Origin of the sequence: Cryobacterium sp. M15, from assembly GCF_002929675.1 — a bacterium.
GTDB classification, from domain to species: Bacteria; Actinomycetota; Actinomycetes; order Actinomycetales; family Microbacteriaceae; genus Cryobacterium; species Cryobacterium lyxosi.
This window is the reverse complement of record NZ_PJJW01000040.1, coordinates 303,844-322,587: the sequence shown is the minus strand read 5'-3', so window position 1 is coordinate 322,587 and position 18,744 is coordinate 303,844. Positions and strand designations below refer to the sequence as shown.

Genomic DNA, 18,744 nt, shown 5'->3' with positions numbered 1-18,744 from the left:
GGGTGCTGTTGGGCTACGGAGTCGCGGGCGCGGCACCGACGTAGGCCGCGAGGTGCTCGCCGGTGAGGGACGAACGCGCGGCCACGAGGTCTGCGGGTGTTCCTTCAAAGACGATTCGGCCGCCCTCGTGACCTGCGCCCGGGCCGAGGTCGATGATCCAGTCGGCGTGCGCCATGACGGCTTGATGGTGCTCGATGACGATGACCGACTTCCCGGAATCGACGAGCCGATTGAGCAGGCCGAGCAGATTCTCGACGTCGGCCAAGTGCAGGCCGGCGGTGGGCTCGTCCAGAACATACACCTCACCTTTTTCGGCCAGGTGCGTGGCGAGCTTCAGCCGCTGGCGTTCGCCGCCGGACAACGTCGGCAACTGTTGGCCGAGGCCGAGATAGCCGAGGCCGACATCGGCGAGTCGGCCCAGGATCGTATGGGCTGCCGGGGTTCGTGCCTGGCCCTCACCAAAGAATTCCCTGGCCTCGGTTACCGACATCGCCAGCACCTCACTAATGTCGCGTCCCGCGAGGCGGTATTCCAAAACGGATGCCTCGAAACGCTTTCCTTGGCATACCTCACAGGGTATTGCTACGCCGGCCATCACACCCAGGTCGGTGTAAATAACGCCGGCGCCGTTACAGTTGAGGCAGGCTCCCTCTGAATTGGAGCTGAACAGCGCCGGTTTGACGCCGTTGGCCTTGGCAAAGGCCTTGCGGATCGGTTCGAGCATCCCCGTGTATGTCGCCGCGTTGCTGCGCCTGGAGCCCGTAATCGCGCCCTGGTCGATGGAGACCACTCCGTCGCGGCCTGTTACCGAGCTCTGGATCAGTGAGCTCTTGCCCGACCCGGCCACGCCGGTCACCACGGTCAGCACACCGAGCGGAATGTCCACATCGACGTTTTGCAGGTTGTGTGCGCTGGCGCTGCGAACCTGCAATACCCCGGCAGGCCTGCGCACGCTCGGTTTCAGAGTCGCACGGTCGTCGAGGTGCCGGCCGGTCACGGTATCGCTCGATCGAAGACCAGCCAGGGTTCCCTCGAACACGATGTCGCCACCAGCCGATCCTGCTCCTGGGCCGAGGTCGACGACGTGGTCTGCGATCGCGATCATCTCCGGCTTGTGCTCGACAACGAGCACGGTGTTGCCCTTGTCACGCAGCTGAAGCAGCAGCGTGTTCATTCGCTGGATGTCGTGCGGGTGCAGGCCGATCGTGGGCTCATCGAAGACGTACGTGACATCCGTGAGAGACGAGCCGAGGTGGCGGATCATCTTGGTGCGCTGGGCCTCACCGCCGGAGAGCGTGCCGGAGGGGCGGTCGAGCGAGAGGTAGCCCAGCCCGATCTCGACAAAAGATTTGAGCAGACGCTGCAACGACTCCAGTAGCGGTCCGACGGAGGTATCAGTCAGACCTCCGGCCCACTCGACGAGGTCGCTGATCTGCATCGCGCAGGCATCGGCGATGCTGATTTCGCCAATCTTCGACGATCGGGCCCCCGCGCTGAGTCGGGTCCCGTCGCAGTCGGGGCAGACGGTGAAAGTCACCGCTCGTTCCACAAAGGCTCGGATGTGCGGTTGCAGCGAGTCAAGGTCTTTGGACAGCATCGATTTCTGGATCTTGGGGATCAGTCCCTCGTAGGTGAGGTTGATACCGTCGACCTTGATCTTGGTCGGCTCCTTGCGGAGTAGGTCATCCAACTCCTGGTCGGTGAAGTCCTTGATCGGTTTATGGGGGTCGAAGAATCCGCAACCGTTGAAGATGCGGCCGAACCAGCCGTCCGTGCTGTAGCCGGGAATGGTGAGCGCGCCGTCGATAAGAGACTTAGTGTCGTCGTAGAGCGCGGTCAGGTCGATGTCGTCGACCGAGCCACTGCCCTCGCAGCGGGCGCACATTCCGCCGGTGATGCTAAAGCTGCGCCGTTCCTTGACTGTCTGTTCACCGCGTTTGATCGAAACGGCGCCCGCGCCGCTGATCGAGGCAACGTTGAAGGAGAACGCCTGCGGAGAGCCGATGTGCGGCTGGCCGAGCCGGCTGAACAGGATGCGCAGGAACGCGTTGGCATCGGTGGCGGTCCCGACGGTCGACCGCGCGTTGGCACCCATTCGTTCCTGGTCGACGATGATCGTCGTTGTCAGCCCGTCGAGTAGGTCGACGTCTGGCCGGGCGAGGGTCGGCATGAATCCCTGCACAAACGTGCTGTAGGTTTCGTTGATCATTCGCTGAGACTCGGCGGCGATGGTGCCGAACACCAGCGAGCTTTTGCCCGAGCCGGACACGCCGGTGAACACGGTCAGCCGTCGCTTCGGGATCTGCACGCTGACGTTCTTGAGATTGTTCTCTCGGGCACCGTGCACGCGGATCAGGTCGTGGCTGTCCGCGATTTTCGATTCAGGGAACGGGGTGTCCGTTTTCATGGTGGGGCTCATCGGATCTCCTATGATTGACGGCACTGGGCAGAAATCGGGCCCACCAATCCAGAATAATCTCGAACCGTTGCAAACGGTGCCGTGGGCGACCGGTCCGGCTGAGGTCGTGGTTCTCCCCCGGAAAGATGACCAGTTCGGTTTGAACTCCGCCGCGTTTGAGCGCCGCGTAGTAGCGCTCACCCTGCGACAACGGGCAGCGCAGATCCTGCGCGGAATGGAGAACGAGGGTCGGGGTTTTCACCTGGCCGACCAGGAACTGCGGACTTTGGCTCCGCACCAGGTCGGCATCCGTTCCTGCATACTCGTCACCGAAGAAATCGCCGATGTCGCTTGTACCGACAAATGCGTCGGGATCGAGAAAACCGCGTTCCACGATGGCGGCGGCAAATCGGTGATCGTGCGCGATCGTCCAGGCGGTCAAATAGCCGCCGTAGGACCCACCCATGATGCCAACGCGCTGCGCATCGAGGACTGGTTCGGCTTCGAGGGCACCGTCGAGAAAGTCCAACACGTCAGCGAGGTCGAGGGTACCCATACGCTGGCGGATGGCGCGCCCATGGGCTTCGCCATAACCGGATGATCCGCGCGGGTTGCAGAGAACGACGGCGTAGCCCGCATCGACGTAGACCTGGGTTTCATCGAGGAGCGCGTCGGTGTACTGGGCGTACGGGCCTCCGTGGATGGTCAGGAGGACCGGGTGCGGGCCCGGCCCCGGCGGGGTATGCACAAAGCCGTGCACCGGGTAGCCGTCTCGCCCGGTGATGGTGAGTTCGATGCCCATCGCCAGGCCGGTAGAACGAAGGTGCACGGAGAAATCGGTGAGGCGTTTGGGTTCGGTGCGCGGCATATGCGTGCCGAGGGGGTGCGTGTGTACGAGAACGAGCTCACCGGACGTGACGGCGGTCTGCACGGCGACGACCACAGATTCGCCGTTGGCACCCACTGCGGTCGCGACGGTTGCTCCGCAGTCGAGTGGCACCACGTGCCCGTCGTGGTGCACCCGAACCAGATCGACGCGGCCGCGACTGCCACGGAGCACGAGTACGGAGCCGTCCGCCAGCAAACTGATATCCCCGGTGGCCTCCAGATCAAGTAGATTCTGGTCGGTCTGGTGCGGGTCGGTGACGCGTATCGGTGCTGAACCATCAATCAGGAATCCGCAACGGTACAGTGCGCTTACCCGTCCGACGAAATCTCGGCCGGTCGTTCCCACATCGGTGGCGAGTAGCCAGAGAGTACCGTCATCGGCACAGGCGAGAGCCGAGATACTCAGGTTCTCAGCCGAACGCACGACGGTACGAGCTGGAGCGATTATTTCCTCCGCCAGGGTCGCGTCTTCGTCGCGGCTGAGGTTGAGTTCGATGACTTCGCTGCGCAGGTCGTTGTCGCGGCCGGTATGACGCGCCGAGATGGTGAGGAGCCTGGACCCGTCAGCCGCAAAGGCCAGGCCGGAGTGATCGAAATCTCCCTCGGTCACCCGGCGCGCGATCGGAAGTCCGGACGGCAGGCTGGCCCGCACCGGAAGAACGGGGTTCACCCCGGCATCCGGCGGGGTTTTGGGCTCAGCGCGAGTTGCATCGGCCGTCACAGGAGCAGGAGCGGGCGTCGGTTCGCCCCAGACATCGGGCACCACGGCCAGGAACACGTGCACGCGACGGTCGCTGGTGTATCCGACCCCATTCGACCGGTAACGCAGGGTATCGATGCGGCGGGCCGGTTCCGAGTCCGCTGACAAGCCGACGACCGTACCGTATCGTCCGGGTTCGGGAACCCGAGCCAAAAAGGCGATCCGGCTACCGTTTGGATGCCAACGAAAGTCAGTCACGCCGAGAACCGCGTCGGTCATTGCCAGGGGCTCGCCCCCGGCCGCATCGACAACGTGCAACTGTGCGCTACCGCCGGCATCGGCCCTGAGAAAAGCGATCAGGCTGCCATCCGGGGAAAACCGGGGTGCCGAGTCCCGAAAGCCGCGGGTGATGCGGCGTGGAGCCGGCTCCCCCGTTAGCGCGACGGTCCACAGCTGGCCGACGTAGTCATCCGCTGCAAAGTCGGCGTTCACCCGCGAGAAAACCGCCCGCGACCCATCGGGATGGATCGTCGGGCGCGAGACAGTACAGAGCAACGGAAGATCGGCAGCTTTCATTGCTTTCTCACTTTCTAGTCGCTGGTAAACCCGGTCGTGTCGCCGACCAATCGGGTATTTCCGACCGGGACCGGATCCACCGCGGCCGAGACGATCTCCGCCGCGAACTCGCTGACGTTGTACAGGCGTCCCGCTGCCTCTTTGCGAGCGTTCAGGGCGCCCGGGTTGGACCGTTCGAGCAGCGTCGCCGTGATGGTGCCCTCGATCATGTCGCCGGAAACGACCACGAATCCGATACCGGACTGTTCGAGTTCGGGAATGACAGCGCGCAGGGCGTCTTCGCCCGCGCGCTTGCTGTGGGCGACTGGCTCATACTCCGGCATGGTGCTTGTCGTCTTGATGAAGTGCGCCTGGTGGCTGGTGACAAAGACAACCCGGGAATCGTCGCCGAGCAGCGGGATGGCCCCATTCAACAAGTTGACCTGGGCATCGCGATTGAGCTTGATGGCGTAGTCAGCGGCCATACCACTTTCCATACCGCCCGATGCGTTCATCACGAGAATGTCGAGGCCCCCGTACTCGGACCTGATGGTCGCGAACATCGCGGCAACCGATGCCGGGTCGGTCAAGTCGGCGCCGACCGTGATGGCCTTCCCGCCAGCGGCGCGAATGGCATCGGCGAGTTTGTTCGCTCGCGCCTCTTTATTACGGTAATTAATGACGACTCGCGCTCCGGCCTGAGCAAAATACCCGACAGTATCGGCGCCGATACCGCGGGAAGAGCCGGTGACGAGTACGCGCTTGCCCTCGAGTGATCCTGCTGCAAGTGGATTGGTCACGCATGCTCCTCTGATTTGATCAACTTAATTCCGTGATGAAGTGCGACCTGATCGGCCACTACCCACTCTTTCGACCTTATCAACAAGCCTCAGTCGCTCCCTCGGCGTGTTGAACCCGGTACCTGCTAGTTTCGAGGTGAAACCGAATGTGGAAGGTGTCACACATGGTCGACCTGACCGACTATCTCTGGATTCTGTGGCTCGTGTTCATTCTCGTGGCCATCACCATCGAACTGCTGAGCTTGGAATTCACCTTCCTGATGATCTCCATCGGCAGTCTGGGCGGTTTGGCTGCCAACTTGCTCGGACTGGACTGGTGGCTGCAGATCGTGGTAGCCGGTGGGTTGTCGGTGCTTTTGCTTTTAACCATCCGCCCCTTCCTACTGCGAGCCCTTCGCAAGGGGGGCGATCCGGCGCTCAGCAACATCGCCGCGCTGATTGGAATGACCGGCCGTGTCATGTCGACGGTCACCGAAACCGGGGGGCTCGTGAAACTGGCCAACGGCGAAACCTGGACCGCTCGTCTTCTGCCGGCCCACCCCGACAACGACGCCGGTTTCCGTTCTGGTGTCGAGCCCGGCCAGCCGGTCACCGTGCACCTCATCGAAGGCTCCACCGCCGTCGTCATCTTCGCTGAAAGGACCCAGAACAATGCTTGACCCCGCAGCTTTTATCGGTCAGATCTTCGTGATTGCCCTCCTGGCGGTGTTGGCGGTGTTCGTCATCGTCATCCTCGTGCGCGCCATTCGCATCATTCCCCAGGGCAACGCCGGGGTAGTGGAGCGCCTCGGCAAGTACCACAAGACGCTGCTTCCCGGTTTGAATCTTCTGGTGCCGTTCGTCGACCGGGTGCGACCGCTTCTCGACATTCGCGAGCAGGTGGTGTCTTTTCCGCCACAGCCGGTGATCACCGAGGATAATCTCGTCGTGTCCATCGACACCGTCGTCTATTTTCAGGTGACAGATGCCCGCGCCGCTACCTACGAGATCAATAACTACCTCGGTGCGGTCGAACAGCTCACTACGACCACCCTCCGTAACGTGGTCGGCGGGTTGAACCTCGAAGAGGCTCTGACCAGCCGCGACAACATCAACAGCCAGTTGCGCATCGTGCTCGACGAAGCCACCGGCAAATGGGGCATCCGGGTGGGTCGAGTCGAGCTCAAGGCAATCGAGCCACCTCACTCCATCCAAGATTCGATGGAAAAGCAGATGCGCGCCGAACGCGACCGTCGCGCCCTCATCCTGACGGCGGAGGGTACCAAGCAGTCCGCGATTCTCACCGCCGAGGGAGCGCGCCAGGCGGCGATCCTCGAGGCTGAGGGTGACGCCAAAGCTGCGGTATTGCGCGCGCAGGGTGAGGCCGAAGCCATCACCACCGTGTTCAAGGCCATTCATGACGGAGATCCAGATCCGAAGCTGCTCGCCTACCAGTACCTGCTGACGCTACCCAAGCTGGCCGAGGGCAGCGCCAACAAGCTCTGGATCGTGCCGAGCGAACTGACCGAGGCGATGAAGGGTATCGGCAGTGCTTTTGGTGCGAATACTGAAAACCCAAAACCGGCGGCATCCGCTGCACCGGCGGCATCCGCTTCTCCGGCCACGGCTGCAGCAGCGCAGCAGGCCTAATCGGTGGCCGAGAGCGCACAGTCCATTTTTCTGGCCGCACCGCACCCCCGGGTTTTCGCGCACCGCGGTCTGGCACGAGAGGCGCCGGAAAATTCCTTGCTCGCCTTCGTAAAGGCCCTGGCGGCCGGGGCCACCCATCTCGAAACCGACGTGCACGTCTCGCTTGACGGCGTGGCTGTAATCAGCCATGACCCCGACTTGACTGCGCTCGGACGCGATATTCGCATTGACCAGCTCACCATGCCTGAGCTGAGGCGCATCAACAGGGGCTACGGACAATCGTTCACGTCCCTCGCCGATGCCCTCCAAGCGTTTCCATCGGCACTGTTCAATATCGACATCAAGACAGATGCCGCCGCCGAGCCGGCCGCACAGGCCATTCGTGACCAGCGAGCTACGGCTCGAGTCCTCGTGACCTCGTTCGACGACTCGCGTCGCCGCCGTATGGTCGACCTACTGCCCGGTGTGGTTTCCTCCGCGTCGTTGCCGCTCGTGGCGCGGGCCGTGGCGGCGACGAATCTGGGCCTGACCTCCCTCGTTCGCAAAACGCTCGCGGGCTGCGTCGCCGTGCAGGTCCCCGAGCGGGCGGGACCAATTCGAATTGTCACACCCCGTTTCATCGCGATGATGCACAGGGTGGACGTCGAGGTGCACGTGTGGACCATCAACGACCCGATGGACATGGTTCGACTCTTCGATCTGGGAGTTGACGGTATCGTGACAGATCGCACGGATCTTGCTGTCAAAGCTGCTAATCTCGGAATCTGAGAATTACCTCCCAGAACAGGGGGTCTGGGAAGGTTTATACCCAGCTTGATGGTTTAGAACTACATAGGTATTGCGATCGGAATGTGATCGCGAGCGAGAGGAGACCACACTATGGCTGACCGCAGTTTGCGTGGCATGAGATTGGGCGCACAAAGCCTTCAAAGCGAAGAAGGCGTCACCTTCTCCCCCCGGGTTACTCACACCTACCGGTGTGAAACATGTGGGCGCGAGACAGTGATGATTTTTTCGGCCGACGCCGAGGCTCCGGACGAGTGGGAATGCAAGTACTGTGCCAGGACGGCGACCCGACTGGTCGACTCCCTGCCGGTGATCGTCGACCACTCCGATGAAAAAATTGCCCGGACCCACTGGGACATGTTGCTGGAACGCCGCTCCAGAGACGAACTCGAAGAGTTACTCGAAGAGCGCCTTTCGGTGTTGCGTCTGCGCCGTGGTGGCCAGCAGAAGATCGGCGCCTAACCGCCGGTCACACCCGCACGACCCCGCACTTTGTGCCGGGGTCGCTGTTGGTTAATAGGTCGGTTCTGGACAGGGGCTGCGGTCAACGGTGTCGGCGACGCCGCGCGGAACGCGCGCACAGAGCCAATCCGGCCACGCCCAGCCCCGAGACGAGCCATTCGAGTCCACGGCCGGCCACTATCGCCGGTGTGATGGTGTCGCTGAGCGGAACGGTCTGCACCATGGCTCCCGACGTAAAGGTCGGAAGGCTATCGAGCGTCGCCCCATCGGGGGTGATGATCGCGCTCGAGCCGACTGTTGAGATATTGACGACCGTACGGCTGGTCTCCATCGCGCGCAACCGGGCGATGGCCAGCTGTTGCACGCTCTCATCGGTGTGCCCGAAATCGGCGTTGTTGGTTTGGGCGAGAATAACGCGGGCTCCGTCGTCGATCATTTCGTGCACCAGCTGATCGTCGGCGATGTCGAAGCAGATCGCTATTCCAGCCAGAACTCCGTTGATGTCAAAAATATTGTCGCGGGTGCCGATACCGTAATCCCGGCCGATGAGGTCGATCAGGTCCGGAGCGAATGGTCGCCAGAAAGCCCGATCCGGCATGTACTCGGCAAACGGCACCGGGTGCACCTTGTCATAGACATCGACGGCGCCGCGGCCGGCCTCCCAGAGCAGCGAGCTGTTGTAGTAGGTGTCATCGGGCTTGGTGATGGTGCCGGTGATGAGAGGAGCATCCATTTCGGTACTGATGTAGTCGAGCACCTGCGCGGCTGCCTGCGAGCGGGTGGGGTCGATGTCACTCGAGTTCTCCGGCCAGACCACGAAATCGACCTTCTCACCGATCAGAGGCAGGGTGGCCGATGTGTGGTCCTGCAGAATCTGACCCGGCGAATATTCAGCAAACAGACCGGCATCCGCGTTTCCCTGCACTGCGGCGAGGCGAACCTCGCCGTTCTGGGTAGTCGGCCATGCCGGAACGATAAGGACTACCGCGACGGCGCCGACGGCGATGCCCGTGCGCAGCGTGCGCGCCAGCTCCGGTTCGCGGAATAGTTGTACGGCGAGAGCACTCAGCCAGACCAGAATAAAGCTCAGGCCGGACAGGCCGACCCAGGCCACGAGCGGACCAAACGGACTCTCCGACTGTGACAGGGCAACTCGGCCCCAGGCAAAGCCACCGTAGGGCCAGACCGCGCTGATTGCCTCCCTGGCCGTCCACAAACCGGCCACGATAACCGGCACAACGCCGAGACGACCCCAGATACTCGGCCAGACCCGAGGGCCATGCCGGAGGACGACGGCGGTCAAGCCGAGCCCCACGGCGAAAAACAGGCTCTCCAACCCGCCGAGCGCAAACCACGGCACGAGACCGAGGTACAGGGTGATCCAGAAGATATGAATCAGCCAAAACGATAATCCGGCAACCAGTCCCACGAGCAGTCCCGTCGCGAGGCTGCGACCGAGCAGAGCCAGAAACATGAGCGCGACCCCCACCGGCGCAAGATACCACCAGTCGCGATCCGGAAAACCGGCGTCCAGAACCGCGCCGGCACCGGCCGCGACGACAAGAGCTGCCCACAGCGGCAGGCTGAACGAGCGCTCATTCCCCCACATGGTGAATTCAGGCCACCGAGGAGTAGGCCACGATACCGCGGCGGATCGCATCCATGGCGCTACGAGCGGTCGGCCCGACCTGTCCGTCGCCGGCAATGCTGAGTTGGTCGAGCAGGTCGATGGTCTGTTTGGTCCAGCGCACGAAATCACCGGCAGCCATCTCGGCCTCATAGAGTACGTCGGCGAGCGATGCGCCGCGAGCCCACTTCCACATGGCGAGGCTCAGGCCCACGGCGAGCGGATTACTCCCGGGAAGCTTGTGGTCCCGCTCGAGGTCGTCGATGCGGCTCCACAACTCCTGGGTTTCGTCGAGGGCCGGTCTGAACGGTCCCTTGGGCAGGTACCGAGCGTCGATCAAACCTTCTTCACGCCTCGGCTCGAAGACCAGCGCACAGGCCATCGCGGCGAGGCTCGCGGCATCGAGTTCGTTCCACAGACCTCGGCGCAAAGACTCCGCGACCAGGAGGTCCCTTTCCGCATAGATTCGACGCAGGATGCGTCCGCTCTCGCTGAGCGCGATAACGCCGTTGGCATTCGATTCGAGGTAGCCGTAGCCGAGCAGGACGTCGGTCACGCGATCGAAGACGCGGGCGATGGCCCCGGTGCGCTGTGATATTTGCTGGTTGAGGGCATCCGTTTGGCGTTTGAGCTTGAACCAGCGTTCTGCCCAGCGGGAGTGCGCCTCTCGATCGGGACAGTGGTGGCAGCCGTGGGCGCGCATCTGCTTGCGTAAGCTCGTCACCTCACGCTGGCGTTTGTCACGTTCACCGCGCAGGGAATTGTCGGCTTTGACACCCTCGCGTTCCACCTCGGTGAGCCGTCGACGAATGGCCGAGTACTCTTCGAAGTTGCCCAGGTTGCAGGTCATGCTGGCCTTGAACCCGGCTAGGGATTCTTCTTGCTGGCGCACAGACCGGGCCAGATCAACGACGGCCCGATCGGCCTGAAACTGGGCGAATGACGACTCGAGCACACCGCGCGTGCGTGTGACGCCGAACTGATCGATGAGGTTGACGGCCATATTGTACGTGGGCTTGAAGCTGGAATTCAGCGGATACGTGCGCCGGGAGGCGAGCGAGGCCACCGCCTGTGGATCCAGTCCCTGAGCCCACTGTATGACCGAGTGCCCGAGGGTGTCGATTCCACGGCGACCGGCCCGACCCGTTAGCTGGGTGTACTCCCCCGGGGTGATCGGCACGCGGGCTTCGCCGTTGAACTTCTCCAGTTTGTCAAGAACGACCGTGCGGGCGGGCATATTGATGCCGAGAGCCAGCGTTTCGGTGGCAAAGACAGCCTTGACAAGCTTTTTCTGGAAAAGTTCTTCAACGACCTCCTTGAATGCCGGCAGCAGACCGGCGTGGTGCGCGGCGACACCGCGTTCGAGTCCGTCGAGCCACTCGAAGTAGCCGAGCACGCCGAGGTCTTCGTCGAGCAGGGTGCGGCATCGATCGTCCACGATCTGACGAATTTCATCCCGCTCGTGTTCCTCTGTCAGACGTATCCCCGAGCGGAGCACCTGCCGCACGGCCTGGTCACAGCCGACCCGGCTGAAGATGAAGAAAATAGCCGGCAGCAGGTGTTTGCCATCGAGCATGCGCACGATATCGCCGCGATCCATTCGGCCGGCGTCGACCTGTGCGCGTTGCTTGTCGTGACCCCGGTAACCGCCCGCGGATGAGCCACCCTGACGACCAGAACCGCGACCACGCCCACCGGCCGAGCGCCCGCCGGCGTGCGCCAACCGAACGAGTTCGGGATTGACCCGATGCGCGCCGATCAATCCGGAGGAATCGAACAGATCGAGCATATTGTTCTTGACCAGTACGTGCTGTTCCAGCGGAACCGGCCGCTCTTCAGAAACGATCACGTCAGTCTCACCGCGAACTGCCTGCAACCAGTCACCGAATTCCTCGGCGTTCGACACGGTCGCGCTGAGCGACACCATGCGTACCGACTGCGGCAAATGGATGATCACTTCTTCCCACACCGCACCACGAAAGCGATCCGCAAGGTAGTGCACCTCGTCCATCACCACGAAAGCGAGATCGGTGAGTAAGTCGGAATCGGCGTAGAGCATATTGCGGAGCACCTCGGTCGTCATGACGACGATGCGTGCCCCCGCGTTGACGTTGCTGTCCCCGGTGAGCAACCCAACCTGGTCCGCACCGTACTCAGCAACGAACTCCTGAAATTTCTGATTGCTGAGGGCCTTCATGGGCGCGGTATAAAAAACCTTCGCCCGCGACTGCTGCATTGCCAGGTAGATGGCAAATTCGGCGACGATGGTTTTGCCCGCACCGGTCGGCGCAGCAACGAGCACGCTGTTGCCGGCCTCCAGGCACGCGCAAGCCTCACGCTGGAACGGATCGAGATCGAATTTGAGGCCGCGATCAAAAGCCAGCAACTTCGGTTGGCTTGCCCGGGTGCGCGCGGCCGAATACCGTTCGGCCGGCGATTGCGTGTGCGTCACGTGATCCTTAACAATTGCTACAAACGACTCTCAGCAGAGACTAGAGCGCGAATTCTTTCTCGAAAGCCAACACTTTCTTAGCCGCTCGGCGATCATGCAACCAAGCGATGCCGTAGGCGGCAAAGTACAACATGACCATGGGAATGGCCAGCAAGAACATCGAGACGACGTCAGCGGCGGGAGTGGCGATCGCCGTGAAGAGAACGATGACCAAAATTGCAATCCGCCAGGATTTGATGATCGACGCCGCACTGATCACGCCGGCGAAGTTGAGCAGCACAATGAAGACCGGCAGGACGAAGGCAATGCCGATCGCCACGACGAGTTTGAGTACGAAGTCGAAATAACCCTGCGCATTAATGAACGCCGAGTCCTCGGTGGGCGCGAAACTCGTCATGAGCTCGACCACGTGAGGCAGTACAACCCAACCCGCCGCACAACCAGCCAGAAACAGGGGAATGGCCGTCAAAAGAAACCCGAACGTGTATTTCTTCTCGGTACGGGTCAGACCGGGAACCAAAAAAGCAAAGACCTGATAAAGCCACACCGGGCTGGACACTATGAGACCGACATAGAGTGAGATTTTGAGTTTGAGATCGAAAGCGCTCGTAATGTCGGGGTAATTGATCTGGGCGTTGCGATGCTGCGCATTGATGATGGCGTAGATCGGCTCTCGCAATTGATCCCAGACGAAATCGGAGAGGAACCAACCAGCAACGGCACCGATCAGGAGACCGGCTGCAGCCAGATAGAGGCGTTTGCGCAGTTCGATCAGATGCTGCCCCAGCGACATCTTTCCCGCTTCGGTCGCACTCCGCCCAGCACGGACCATTCGCGGCTAGGGCTTCGAGGCGGGGTCGGCCGGGCCGGGCGTGGTCGGAAGGGACGTGTTCGACACGTCGTCACCCGTTGTGCTCGTCGTGCTCTTCGACCGCGGTGCGGCGTTGGGATCAGGGTCGACAGTGTCGGTCTTGATCTCGCTCTTGAAGATCTTCATAGACTGCCCGAGGCTGCGTGCGAGTCCGGGAAGCTTTGGCGCACCGAAAAGGAGCAGTACGACGACGAGGATGATCAAAAAGTGCCATCCGGTCAAATTTTGCAGCATGAGGGTATGTCCTCTGTGTTAGCTAGCGGGCGTTTGGCATCAGTTTACCCCGCACGATCCGCGCATCGCGACGCACCTGACTCCGGTGGACGCGCTCAGCGCGATTCTGCTCGACATTCCGGAGCAACACAGCCGAGTCCGAGAATACGGCGGGGATAAACGAGGCGCAGACCGACGGCACATCGAGGTCCACCGAGGAAACTTGATCGTTGAGGGCCTCGAGAGCTCGCAGGGTTGTGACGGCTTTGCGGTAGAGCGCCACCGCGCACCACATGAGGACCACGAAAAGACCGGCCACCAGAACGCCCCAGATAAGCAACCACGACCACCACGGCATCCGCTAACCCACATCCACCTGGGGCTGATTGTCGCCGGAGTACTGAGCCAGTCCGGCTGCGGCCCAGTCGAAAACAACCTTGCGTGACTCTGCCGGTTGAAGCACGGTGACGATGCCGGCGAGGCCGGTGACGAGACGTTTGAGCACGTGGGCATGGGCGACGCGCAGGGTGGTGCGCGTGCGCACGCCTGTTCCGACCACCTCGGACCGCTCGGGTCGGTAGTCGGCCAGCAACGGCAGCGCCGCGGTAGGGAGCTCGAGTCGCACATCAACGTCGTCCCTGGACGGCTGGAACAGGGTGTCCGGCAGCAGCACGTCCACCGTGTGCGAACTGCGCGGTGAGGCGGTGACGCGAGGGTCGGTCATCCGGTCAAGACGGAAGGTTCGCACGGCTTCGCGAAGGTGGCACCAACCCCGGAGGTACCAGTCGCTGTCGACGGATTCAATGCGCAAGGGGTCGACGAGGCGGTGTTCCTGGTCGCCACGCGCATTGAGATAGTCGAACTCGACCTGCATTCCTGTACTGAGGGCAGCCTGCACAATCTCGCGAGTCGCGCCGGCATCGCGCTGCGCGACCGCGACCTGGGTGGGTGGCGCCGATGAGCCGCGCGTCAACTTCGCCATCAGCGACGCGATCGCATCGGTGTCGGCATTGTGCGGCAGGGCACACAGGTACTGCAGTCCGGCGATGAGTGCTGCGGCCTCGCGCGCGGAGAATCGCGGGGAGTCATCGATGGCGACCTGGTGGGTAAGTACGATTCGATCATTGTTTTCGAATTCGTCCCAGAGAATGTCGAACAGGTCACCGTGCAGGTATTGACGTGTTTCCCCAGGAATTCCAGACAGCGCGATGAGGCTGACCAGTGTGCGCACTCGTTCCACTGACAGTCCGAAGTGCTCGGCCACCTCGGTGACGGTGACTGGCCCCTGATCGATCAAGTACGGAACGAGGGAGAGTAAGAGGGTGAGCTGGTCTCCGGCGACTCGAGGCTGGCTGCCTGGCTGGGAGGTCGGCGCATGCAGCGGACTTGGCCGGCGGCGCTGTGCGCGGCCGGGTGGGAACGCGGGGAGAGCGCTGGCATGAGCGTCACGCGCGGCAACGAGTCGATCGCGCACGGCGGCGCGTAACACGAGTGGGCTCTCGACGAACACTTCGGGGCCGAACCCGGCCAGTTCGTCGGCGAGTATGTTCAAGTCGGTGAAATGCAGGGTGCGCTCGAGCGTCACTGGATGGTCTGGCTGGGCCGCGGGGCACTGAGCCGCCTGGCGCGCGGCGAGCCGAACTGCGGCGTCGGATCCTGATACCACGACGATGTGGGCGACATTACTCGCCCACAGGGCATCGAGTTCACAGAGAGCGCGTGCACTATCGGTCGTGTTGCCCGCTGCTTCGTCGCCAATCGAAGTCGGAGTAGAGTTTGCGAGCACTGTCACCGTGCCCACGATGCGAGCCAGCAGGAAGGTGCGCGGTGCGCGAGCGACCTCATCCGTTGCGTAGAGGTGCCAGCGACCTTCGTGCTGCACCAACGCACGCGGAGCGACCTCGCGACGGACCGGCTTGGTCTCCCCCGGTTTGAGGTAAAGAAATGCCACGATCTGCGCTCGGTCGAGGGCTTTGCTCAACGGTTCGAAGCTCAGGTCGTGCGTGCGTAACGAGGGTGCGTAGCCCAGGACCGGTTCGCTCGATTCGACACCGAGGGAGTTCAACTTCATCAGGGCCCGGCGGGATTCCCCGGACAATGATCCTTCCCGCCAGACCGTGCCAGCGAGTTTGAGTAGGGATACCTCATCGGAAGTGAAGCTCACGTCGGCGGGTAGGTCGTACAGACCCTTCGGAATTCGATACCGCAAAAAGTGATTGCTGCCCGGATCGTCGGGCGATTCAAGTGTTTCGAGCGGAATTCCCAATTCCCGGATGTCATCCTTGTCTCGCTCGAACTGGCGCTCCAGACTCTCATTCGAGCCGGCGGACGAGAATCGCTGTCGGTAACCCTGCACGTTCGCGAGAATATCGGCCTTGGTCAGCCCTGTTTCCGTTGCGACGAGCGCGAGGACCAAGCTGAACAGCCTTTCGGGGGCCGTGACCAGCAACGGCTTGACCTCGGTCGCGCTTTTTGGAGGTTCCGACTCTGGCGGGGTAGACATGCGGGCCAGCCGACCTAGTCGACGCCGAGAATATCGACGACGAAAACGAGTGTGGAACCGGCCGGAATAGTGGCATCCACTGTGTCACCGTAGGCCTGGTCGGGAGGAATGACAGCGACGATCTGTGAACCGACCGTCTGTCCAATGAGCGCTGTTGCCAAGCCGGGGATCACCGCGTTGGGGACCATTTGAACGGGGCTTCCGTTGGTCCAGGTCGACACGAAGCTTGTCTTTTCCTTCCACAGCACGCCGGCGAGATTCACCGTGACCGTCGACCCCTCCTTGACCTTGTCGCCGGCACCCTGCTTCAGCACACCCATTTCGAGCGTGGTGGGAGCGTCCCCGTTGGGGACGACTATGCCCGGGACACCGTTTTCATCGAGCACCACGGCGGGAAGGCCATTGGCCACGATCTGGTTAGCTCCGTCAGCTCGCGGCAGATATGCCTTCACGATGTCAACGACAACCACTACAGCATCCGTCGCTCCAAGTTGAAGCTGCTCGCTACCGCCGGCCGGACCGAACCCATCATCCGGGGAAATGACGACCGCGATGCGCTCACCTTCGCGGGCGCACAGCAGGCCGGCGACTATTCCGGGAAGAGTAGTGTCGGCGAGGGCGATGGGAAAGGCAACGCTGCCGTCGAACGGAGCTTGTTGAATGGCAGCGCCGGTCGTTCCGTTATACATGGTCATGAGGGCGGAGATCATCTGTCCGGCTTCGAGCTTCTCACCGGAACCTTCGATGATTTGCGTGCGTTGAGTAGTCGACGACTTGAGCGGTGTCGGAAAGCTGACGTCGGGCGCCGAACCGAAGTCGCCGGAGGTCGAGACCAACGCCGAGGCCGCACCGGACGTGGCCGCGGTTTCGCAGGAGGTCCCGGCCGTGCCGGGGCCGGCGCAGGCGGTCAATGCCGTCATCACGAGGCCGGCGGTGACGATCAGCGCGGATGCTTTGCGCACAAGTCCTTCTTTCGGTACGGGGTTGCTGCAGCGTGAATCTGCTGCGCGAGTGTGAGGTTGGTGCGGGTGTGTCTGGGTCCAGGCGGTTGCGGTCTCGGCGCAGTTCAACCGAAATGGGCCGGGCCCTATCCTAACCGGCGTCGAGGTCGCGAGCCTTGGAAAGCTCGGCGCTCGCGCCAGCGGCCCGCACGCGTTTGCGCATGACTTTGGAGCTGACGTTGCGTTCACCGAGCGCCCCCGGGGTCCAGGCCTCGACATCCGCGTCGCTGAAGTCCGTCTTGGACGGACGTCGCTTCAGCTCGGGGAGGATTGTATCGGGGGCGAGCCGACGTGCGGTGATCAGGAACCCGGTGTGACCGATCATGCGGTGGTCGGGACGCACTGCGAGTCCCTCCACGTGCCAACCGCGGATCATCGTTTCATGGGAATCCGGATTGGTATAGAACCCGGTGCCGCGGATGGCCTCGGCCACACGGGACAATTGCGTCACCGTGGCGACGTAGCACAGCAGCACTCCTCCGGGCTTGAGAGCTTCGGAGACGGCGCCCAGGCATTCCCAGGGCGCGAGCATGTCGAGGACCACCCGGTCGACACTCTGCGGCGGCATGGTGTCGGGCAGCGTCTCGGCAAGGTCGCCCAGAGTGATGGTCCAGTTCTGCGGATCATTCCCGAGGAAGGTAGCGATGTTGTCGCGAGCGACGTCGGCGAATTCCTCGCGCCGTTCAAAGGATGCAAGACGGCCGGCCGGCCCGATTGCGCGCAGCAGCCAGAGCGACAGTGCCCCGGAACCAACGCCGGCCTCAACGACGGTGGCGCCGGGAAAGATATCGGCTTGCGCCAGAATTTGGGCCGCGTCCTTGGGGTAGATGATGGCTGCACCGCGCGGCATGCTCATCACGAAGTCCACCAAAAGCGGCCGCAGCGCCAGGTGCTCAACGCCAACGTTGTTGGTGACGACCGACCCGTCGGGCTGCCCGATGATGTCGTCGTGCGCGAGAATGCCGCGGTGGGTGTGGAAGGTCAGGCTTTCCTGAAGGGTGATGGTGTTCATCCGCCCCTTGGGCCCGGTGAGTTGCACCCGGTCGCCGACACGAAAAAGTCCGCTGTTTTGAATGACCTGGTTGCTGCTCATGCGAGTGGTGCGCTTTCGTTTCGGGCGGCCCCGGTAGGAGCGAGGGGATGAACGGGAGAGAGCTCGTCGGAACGTTTCGATTGGTGATACAACGCGGCGATATCGTGGATCGTGCGCCCGTCGAGCGTCGGCCAGCGCGTGTAGAGCACGCTCTTCGGCAGGTCGATCTGGTGGGGAACGGCGATGGTGATCGTGCCGGCGGCAACAGCGGATTCGACACCCGGCACGGAATCCTCGATCGCGATGCACGTTGCCGGATCCACGCCGAGTTGTTTGGCGGCGACCAGATACGGATCAGGATGCGGCTTGCTGTTTTCGACCATATCGCCGGCGACGACGACGTCGAATGCTGCAAAATCGATGAGGTCGATGATCTGGCGGGCCATGCGCTCCACCGACATCGTGACGAGTGCGGTCGGAACGCCGGCGGCTTTCAGCTGCCGTAAAAGCTCACGAGATCCTGGACGCCAGGGAATCCCGTGTTCGGCCAGCTGCTGCTGCACGCGGTCGGTGAGGCGGGCGACAATGGCGTCCGCGGTGAGATCGACGCCTCGTGCTTGCAGAATGGCCGCAGAATTCCACAATCCTGATCCGATCAGCGACATTCCGTCTTCATGAGTCCAGACACCGCCGAACTCGGCCATGAGCTCGGTCTCGGCACGCATCCAGTACGGTTCGGTATCGACGATCGTGCCGTCCATGTCCCACAGGACGGCGGCGGGAAGGGAAGCGGGCAAGGGCAGGGGCGGAGAAAAAACATTCACGG

16 protein-coding genes are annotated in these 18,744 nt (G+C 62.5%); 4 read left to right on the top strand and 12 right to left on the bottom strand.

Annotated elements, in window-relative coordinates:
* Positions 1–13: 13 nt before the first annotated feature.
* Genes CXY83_RS14675 through CXY83_RS14665 form a run of 3 tightly spaced genes read right to left on the bottom strand, consistent with a single transcriptional unit; the run spans position 14 to position 5,341 of the window.
* Positions 14–2,419, bottom strand: a complete 2,406-nt coding sequence (locus CXY83_RS14675; protein ID WP_104198035.1) for an excinuclease ABC subunit UvrA — start codon at positions 2,417–2,419, stop codon at positions 14–16.
* On the bottom strand, positions 2,382–4,562 hold the full coding sequence (locus CXY83_RS14670) for a S9 family peptidase (RefSeq protein ID WP_104198034.1): 2,181 nt from the start codon (positions 4,560–4,562) through the stop codon (positions 2,382–2,384). Before CXY83_RS14670 ends, CXY83_RS14675 begins: the two co-directional genes overlap by 38 nt.
* A 14-nt stretch (positions 4,563–4,576) precedes the next feature.
* Positions 4,577–5,341 carry an SDR family oxidoreductase gene (locus tag CXY83_RS14665; RefSeq protein ID WP_104198033.1) on the bottom strand — a complete coding sequence of 255 codons (765 nt, stop codon included), beginning with the start codon at positions 5,339–5,341 and terminating at the stop codon, positions 4,577–4,579.
* Between the two features lie 164 nt (positions 5,342–5,505).
* Here CXY83_RS14665 and CXY83_RS14660 point away from each other — a divergent pair, with 164 nt between their 5' ends.
* The 4 genes from CXY83_RS14660 (at position 5,506) to CXY83_RS14645 (ending at position 8,218) form a co-directional block, all read left to right on the top strand.
* Positions 5,506–6,000 (top strand): NfeD family protein, encoded by a 495-nt coding sequence (locus tag CXY83_RS14660; RefSeq protein ID WP_104198032.1) that lies wholly within the window; start codon positions 5,506–5,508, stop codon positions 5,998–6,000.
* Entirely contained in the window at positions 5,993–6,970 is a 978-nt protein-coding gene (locus CXY83_RS14655) for an SPFH domain-containing protein (RefSeq protein WP_104198031.1), read from the top strand. Before CXY83_RS14660 ends, CXY83_RS14655 begins: the two co-directional genes overlap by 8 nt.
* Positions 6,971–6,973: 3 nt before the next feature.
* Complete coding sequence (locus tag CXY83_RS14650) at positions 6,974–7,738, top strand: glycerophosphodiester phosphodiesterase family protein (protein ID WP_233200971.1); 765 nt, start codon at positions 6,974–6,976, stop codon at positions 7,736–7,738.
* A gap of 111 nt (positions 7,739–7,849) precedes the next feature.
* Complete coding sequence (locus CXY83_RS14645; protein WP_104198030.1) at positions 7,850–8,218, top strand: RNA polymerase-binding protein RbpA; 369 nt, start codon at positions 7,850–7,852, stop codon at positions 8,216–8,218.
* A gap of 82 nt (positions 8,219–8,300) precedes the next feature.
* Here the strand turns inward: CXY83_RS14645 and lnt are convergent, their stop codons facing one another.
* From lnt to CXY83_RS14595, 9 genes are all read right to left on the bottom strand, one after another.
* Positions 8,301–9,827: an apolipoprotein N-acyltransferase gene (gene lnt / locus CXY83_RS14640; protein WP_104198029.1), complete on the bottom strand. Its 1,527-nt coding sequence runs from the start codon at positions 9,825–9,827 to the stop codon at positions 8,301–8,303.
* Between the two features lie 7 nt (positions 9,828–9,834).
* Positions 9,835–12,297 (bottom strand): RNA helicase, encoded by a 2,463-nt coding sequence (locus CXY83_RS14635; protein ID WP_104198028.1) that lies wholly within the window; start codon positions 12,295–12,297, stop codon positions 9,835–9,837.
* Positions 12,298–12,337: 40 nt separating this feature from the next.
* A complete protein-coding gene (tatC, locus tag CXY83_RS14630) occupies positions 12,338–13,090 on the bottom strand; it encodes a twin-arginine translocase subunit TatC (RefSeq protein ID WP_104198027.1) in 753 nt (250 codons plus the stop codon).
* A gap of 45 nt (positions 13,091–13,135) precedes the next feature.
* Positions 13,136–13,402: a twin-arginine translocase TatA/TatE family subunit gene (gene tatA / locus CXY83_RS14625; RefSeq protein ID WP_104198026.1), complete on the bottom strand. Its 267-nt coding sequence runs from the start codon at positions 13,400–13,402 to the stop codon at positions 13,136–13,138.
* A gap of 22 nt (positions 13,403–13,424) precedes the next feature.
* Complete coding sequence (locus tag CXY83_RS14620; protein ID WP_104198025.1) at positions 13,425–13,739, bottom strand: hypothetical protein; 315 nt, start codon at positions 13,737–13,739, stop codon at positions 13,425–13,427.
* A gap of 3 nt (positions 13,740–13,742) precedes the next feature.
* The gene (locus tag CXY83_RS18225; protein ID WP_233200968.1) at positions 13,743–15,884 is read right to left on the bottom strand and encodes a YafY family protein; all 2,142 of its coding nucleotides are present in this window, start codon (positions 15,882–15,884) and stop codon (positions 13,743–13,745) included.
* A 14-nt stretch (positions 15,885–15,898) separates the two neighbouring features.
* On the bottom strand, positions 15,899–16,846 hold the full coding sequence (locus tag CXY83_RS14605; protein ID WP_104198024.1) for an FKBP-type peptidyl-prolyl cis-trans isomerase: 948 nt from the start codon (positions 16,844–16,846) through the stop codon (positions 15,899–15,901).
* A 130-nt stretch (positions 16,847–16,976) separates the two neighbouring features.
* Positions 16,977–17,978: a tRNA (adenine-N1)-methyltransferase gene (locus CXY83_RS14600; RefSeq protein WP_104198023.1), complete on the bottom strand. Its 1,002-nt coding sequence runs from the start codon at positions 17,976–17,978 to the stop codon at positions 16,977–16,979.
* On the bottom strand, positions 17,975–18,715 hold the full coding sequence (locus tag CXY83_RS14595) for an HAD family phosphatase (RefSeq protein WP_255408780.1): 741 nt from the start codon (positions 18,713–18,715) through the stop codon (positions 17,975–17,977). The genes CXY83_RS14600 and CXY83_RS14595 overlap by 4 nt, the downstream gene beginning before the upstream one ends.
* Positions 18,716–18,744: the final 29 nt, after the last annotated feature.

Excerpts from the sequence above, each read along its gene's own strand:
- CXY83_RS14670 (WP_104198034.1), bottom strand. The coding sequence starts at position 4,562 with ATGAAAGCTGCCGATCTTCCGTTGCTCTGTACTGTCTCGCGCCCGACG.
- CXY83_RS14655 (WP_104198031.1), top strand. The coding sequence starts at position 5,993 with ATGCTTGACCCCGCAGCTTTTATCGGTCAGATCTTCGTGATTGCCCTC.
- CXY83_RS14660 (WP_104198032.1), top strand. The coding sequence starts at position 5,506 with ATGGTCGACCTGACCGACTATCTCTGGATTCTGTGGCTCGTGTTCATT.
- CXY83_RS14620 (WP_104198025.1), bottom strand. The coding sequence starts at position 13,739 with ATGCCGTGGTGGTCGTGGTTGCTTATCTGGGGCGTTCTGGTGGCCGGT.
- lnt (WP_104198029.1), bottom strand. The coding sequence starts at position 9,827 with ATGTGGGGGAATGAGCGCTCGTTCAGCCTGCCGCTGTGGGCAGCTCTT.
- CXY83_RS14645 (WP_104198030.1), top strand. The coding sequence starts at position 7,850 with ATGGCTGACCGCAGTTTGCGTGGCATGAGATTGGGCGCACAAAGCCTT.
- tatA (WP_104198026.1), bottom strand. The coding sequence starts at position 13,402 with ATGCTGCAAAATTTGACCGGATGGCACTTTTTGATCATCCTCGTCGTC.
- CXY83_RS14600 (WP_104198023.1), bottom strand. The coding sequence starts at position 17,978 with ATGAGCAGCAACCAGGTCATTCAAAACAGCGGACTTTTTCGTGTCGGC.
- tatC (WP_104198027.1), bottom strand. The coding sequence starts at position 13,090 with ATGTCGCTGGGGCAGCATCTGATCGAACTGCGCAAACGCCTCTATCTG.
- CXY83_RS18225 (WP_233200968.1), bottom strand. The coding sequence starts at position 15,884 with ATGTCTACCCCGCCAGAGTCGGAACCTCCAAAAAGCGCGACCGAGGTC.
- CXY83_RS14675 (WP_104198035.1), bottom strand. The coding sequence starts at position 2,419 with ATGAGCCCCACCATGAAAACGGACACCCCGTTCCCTGAATCGAAAATC.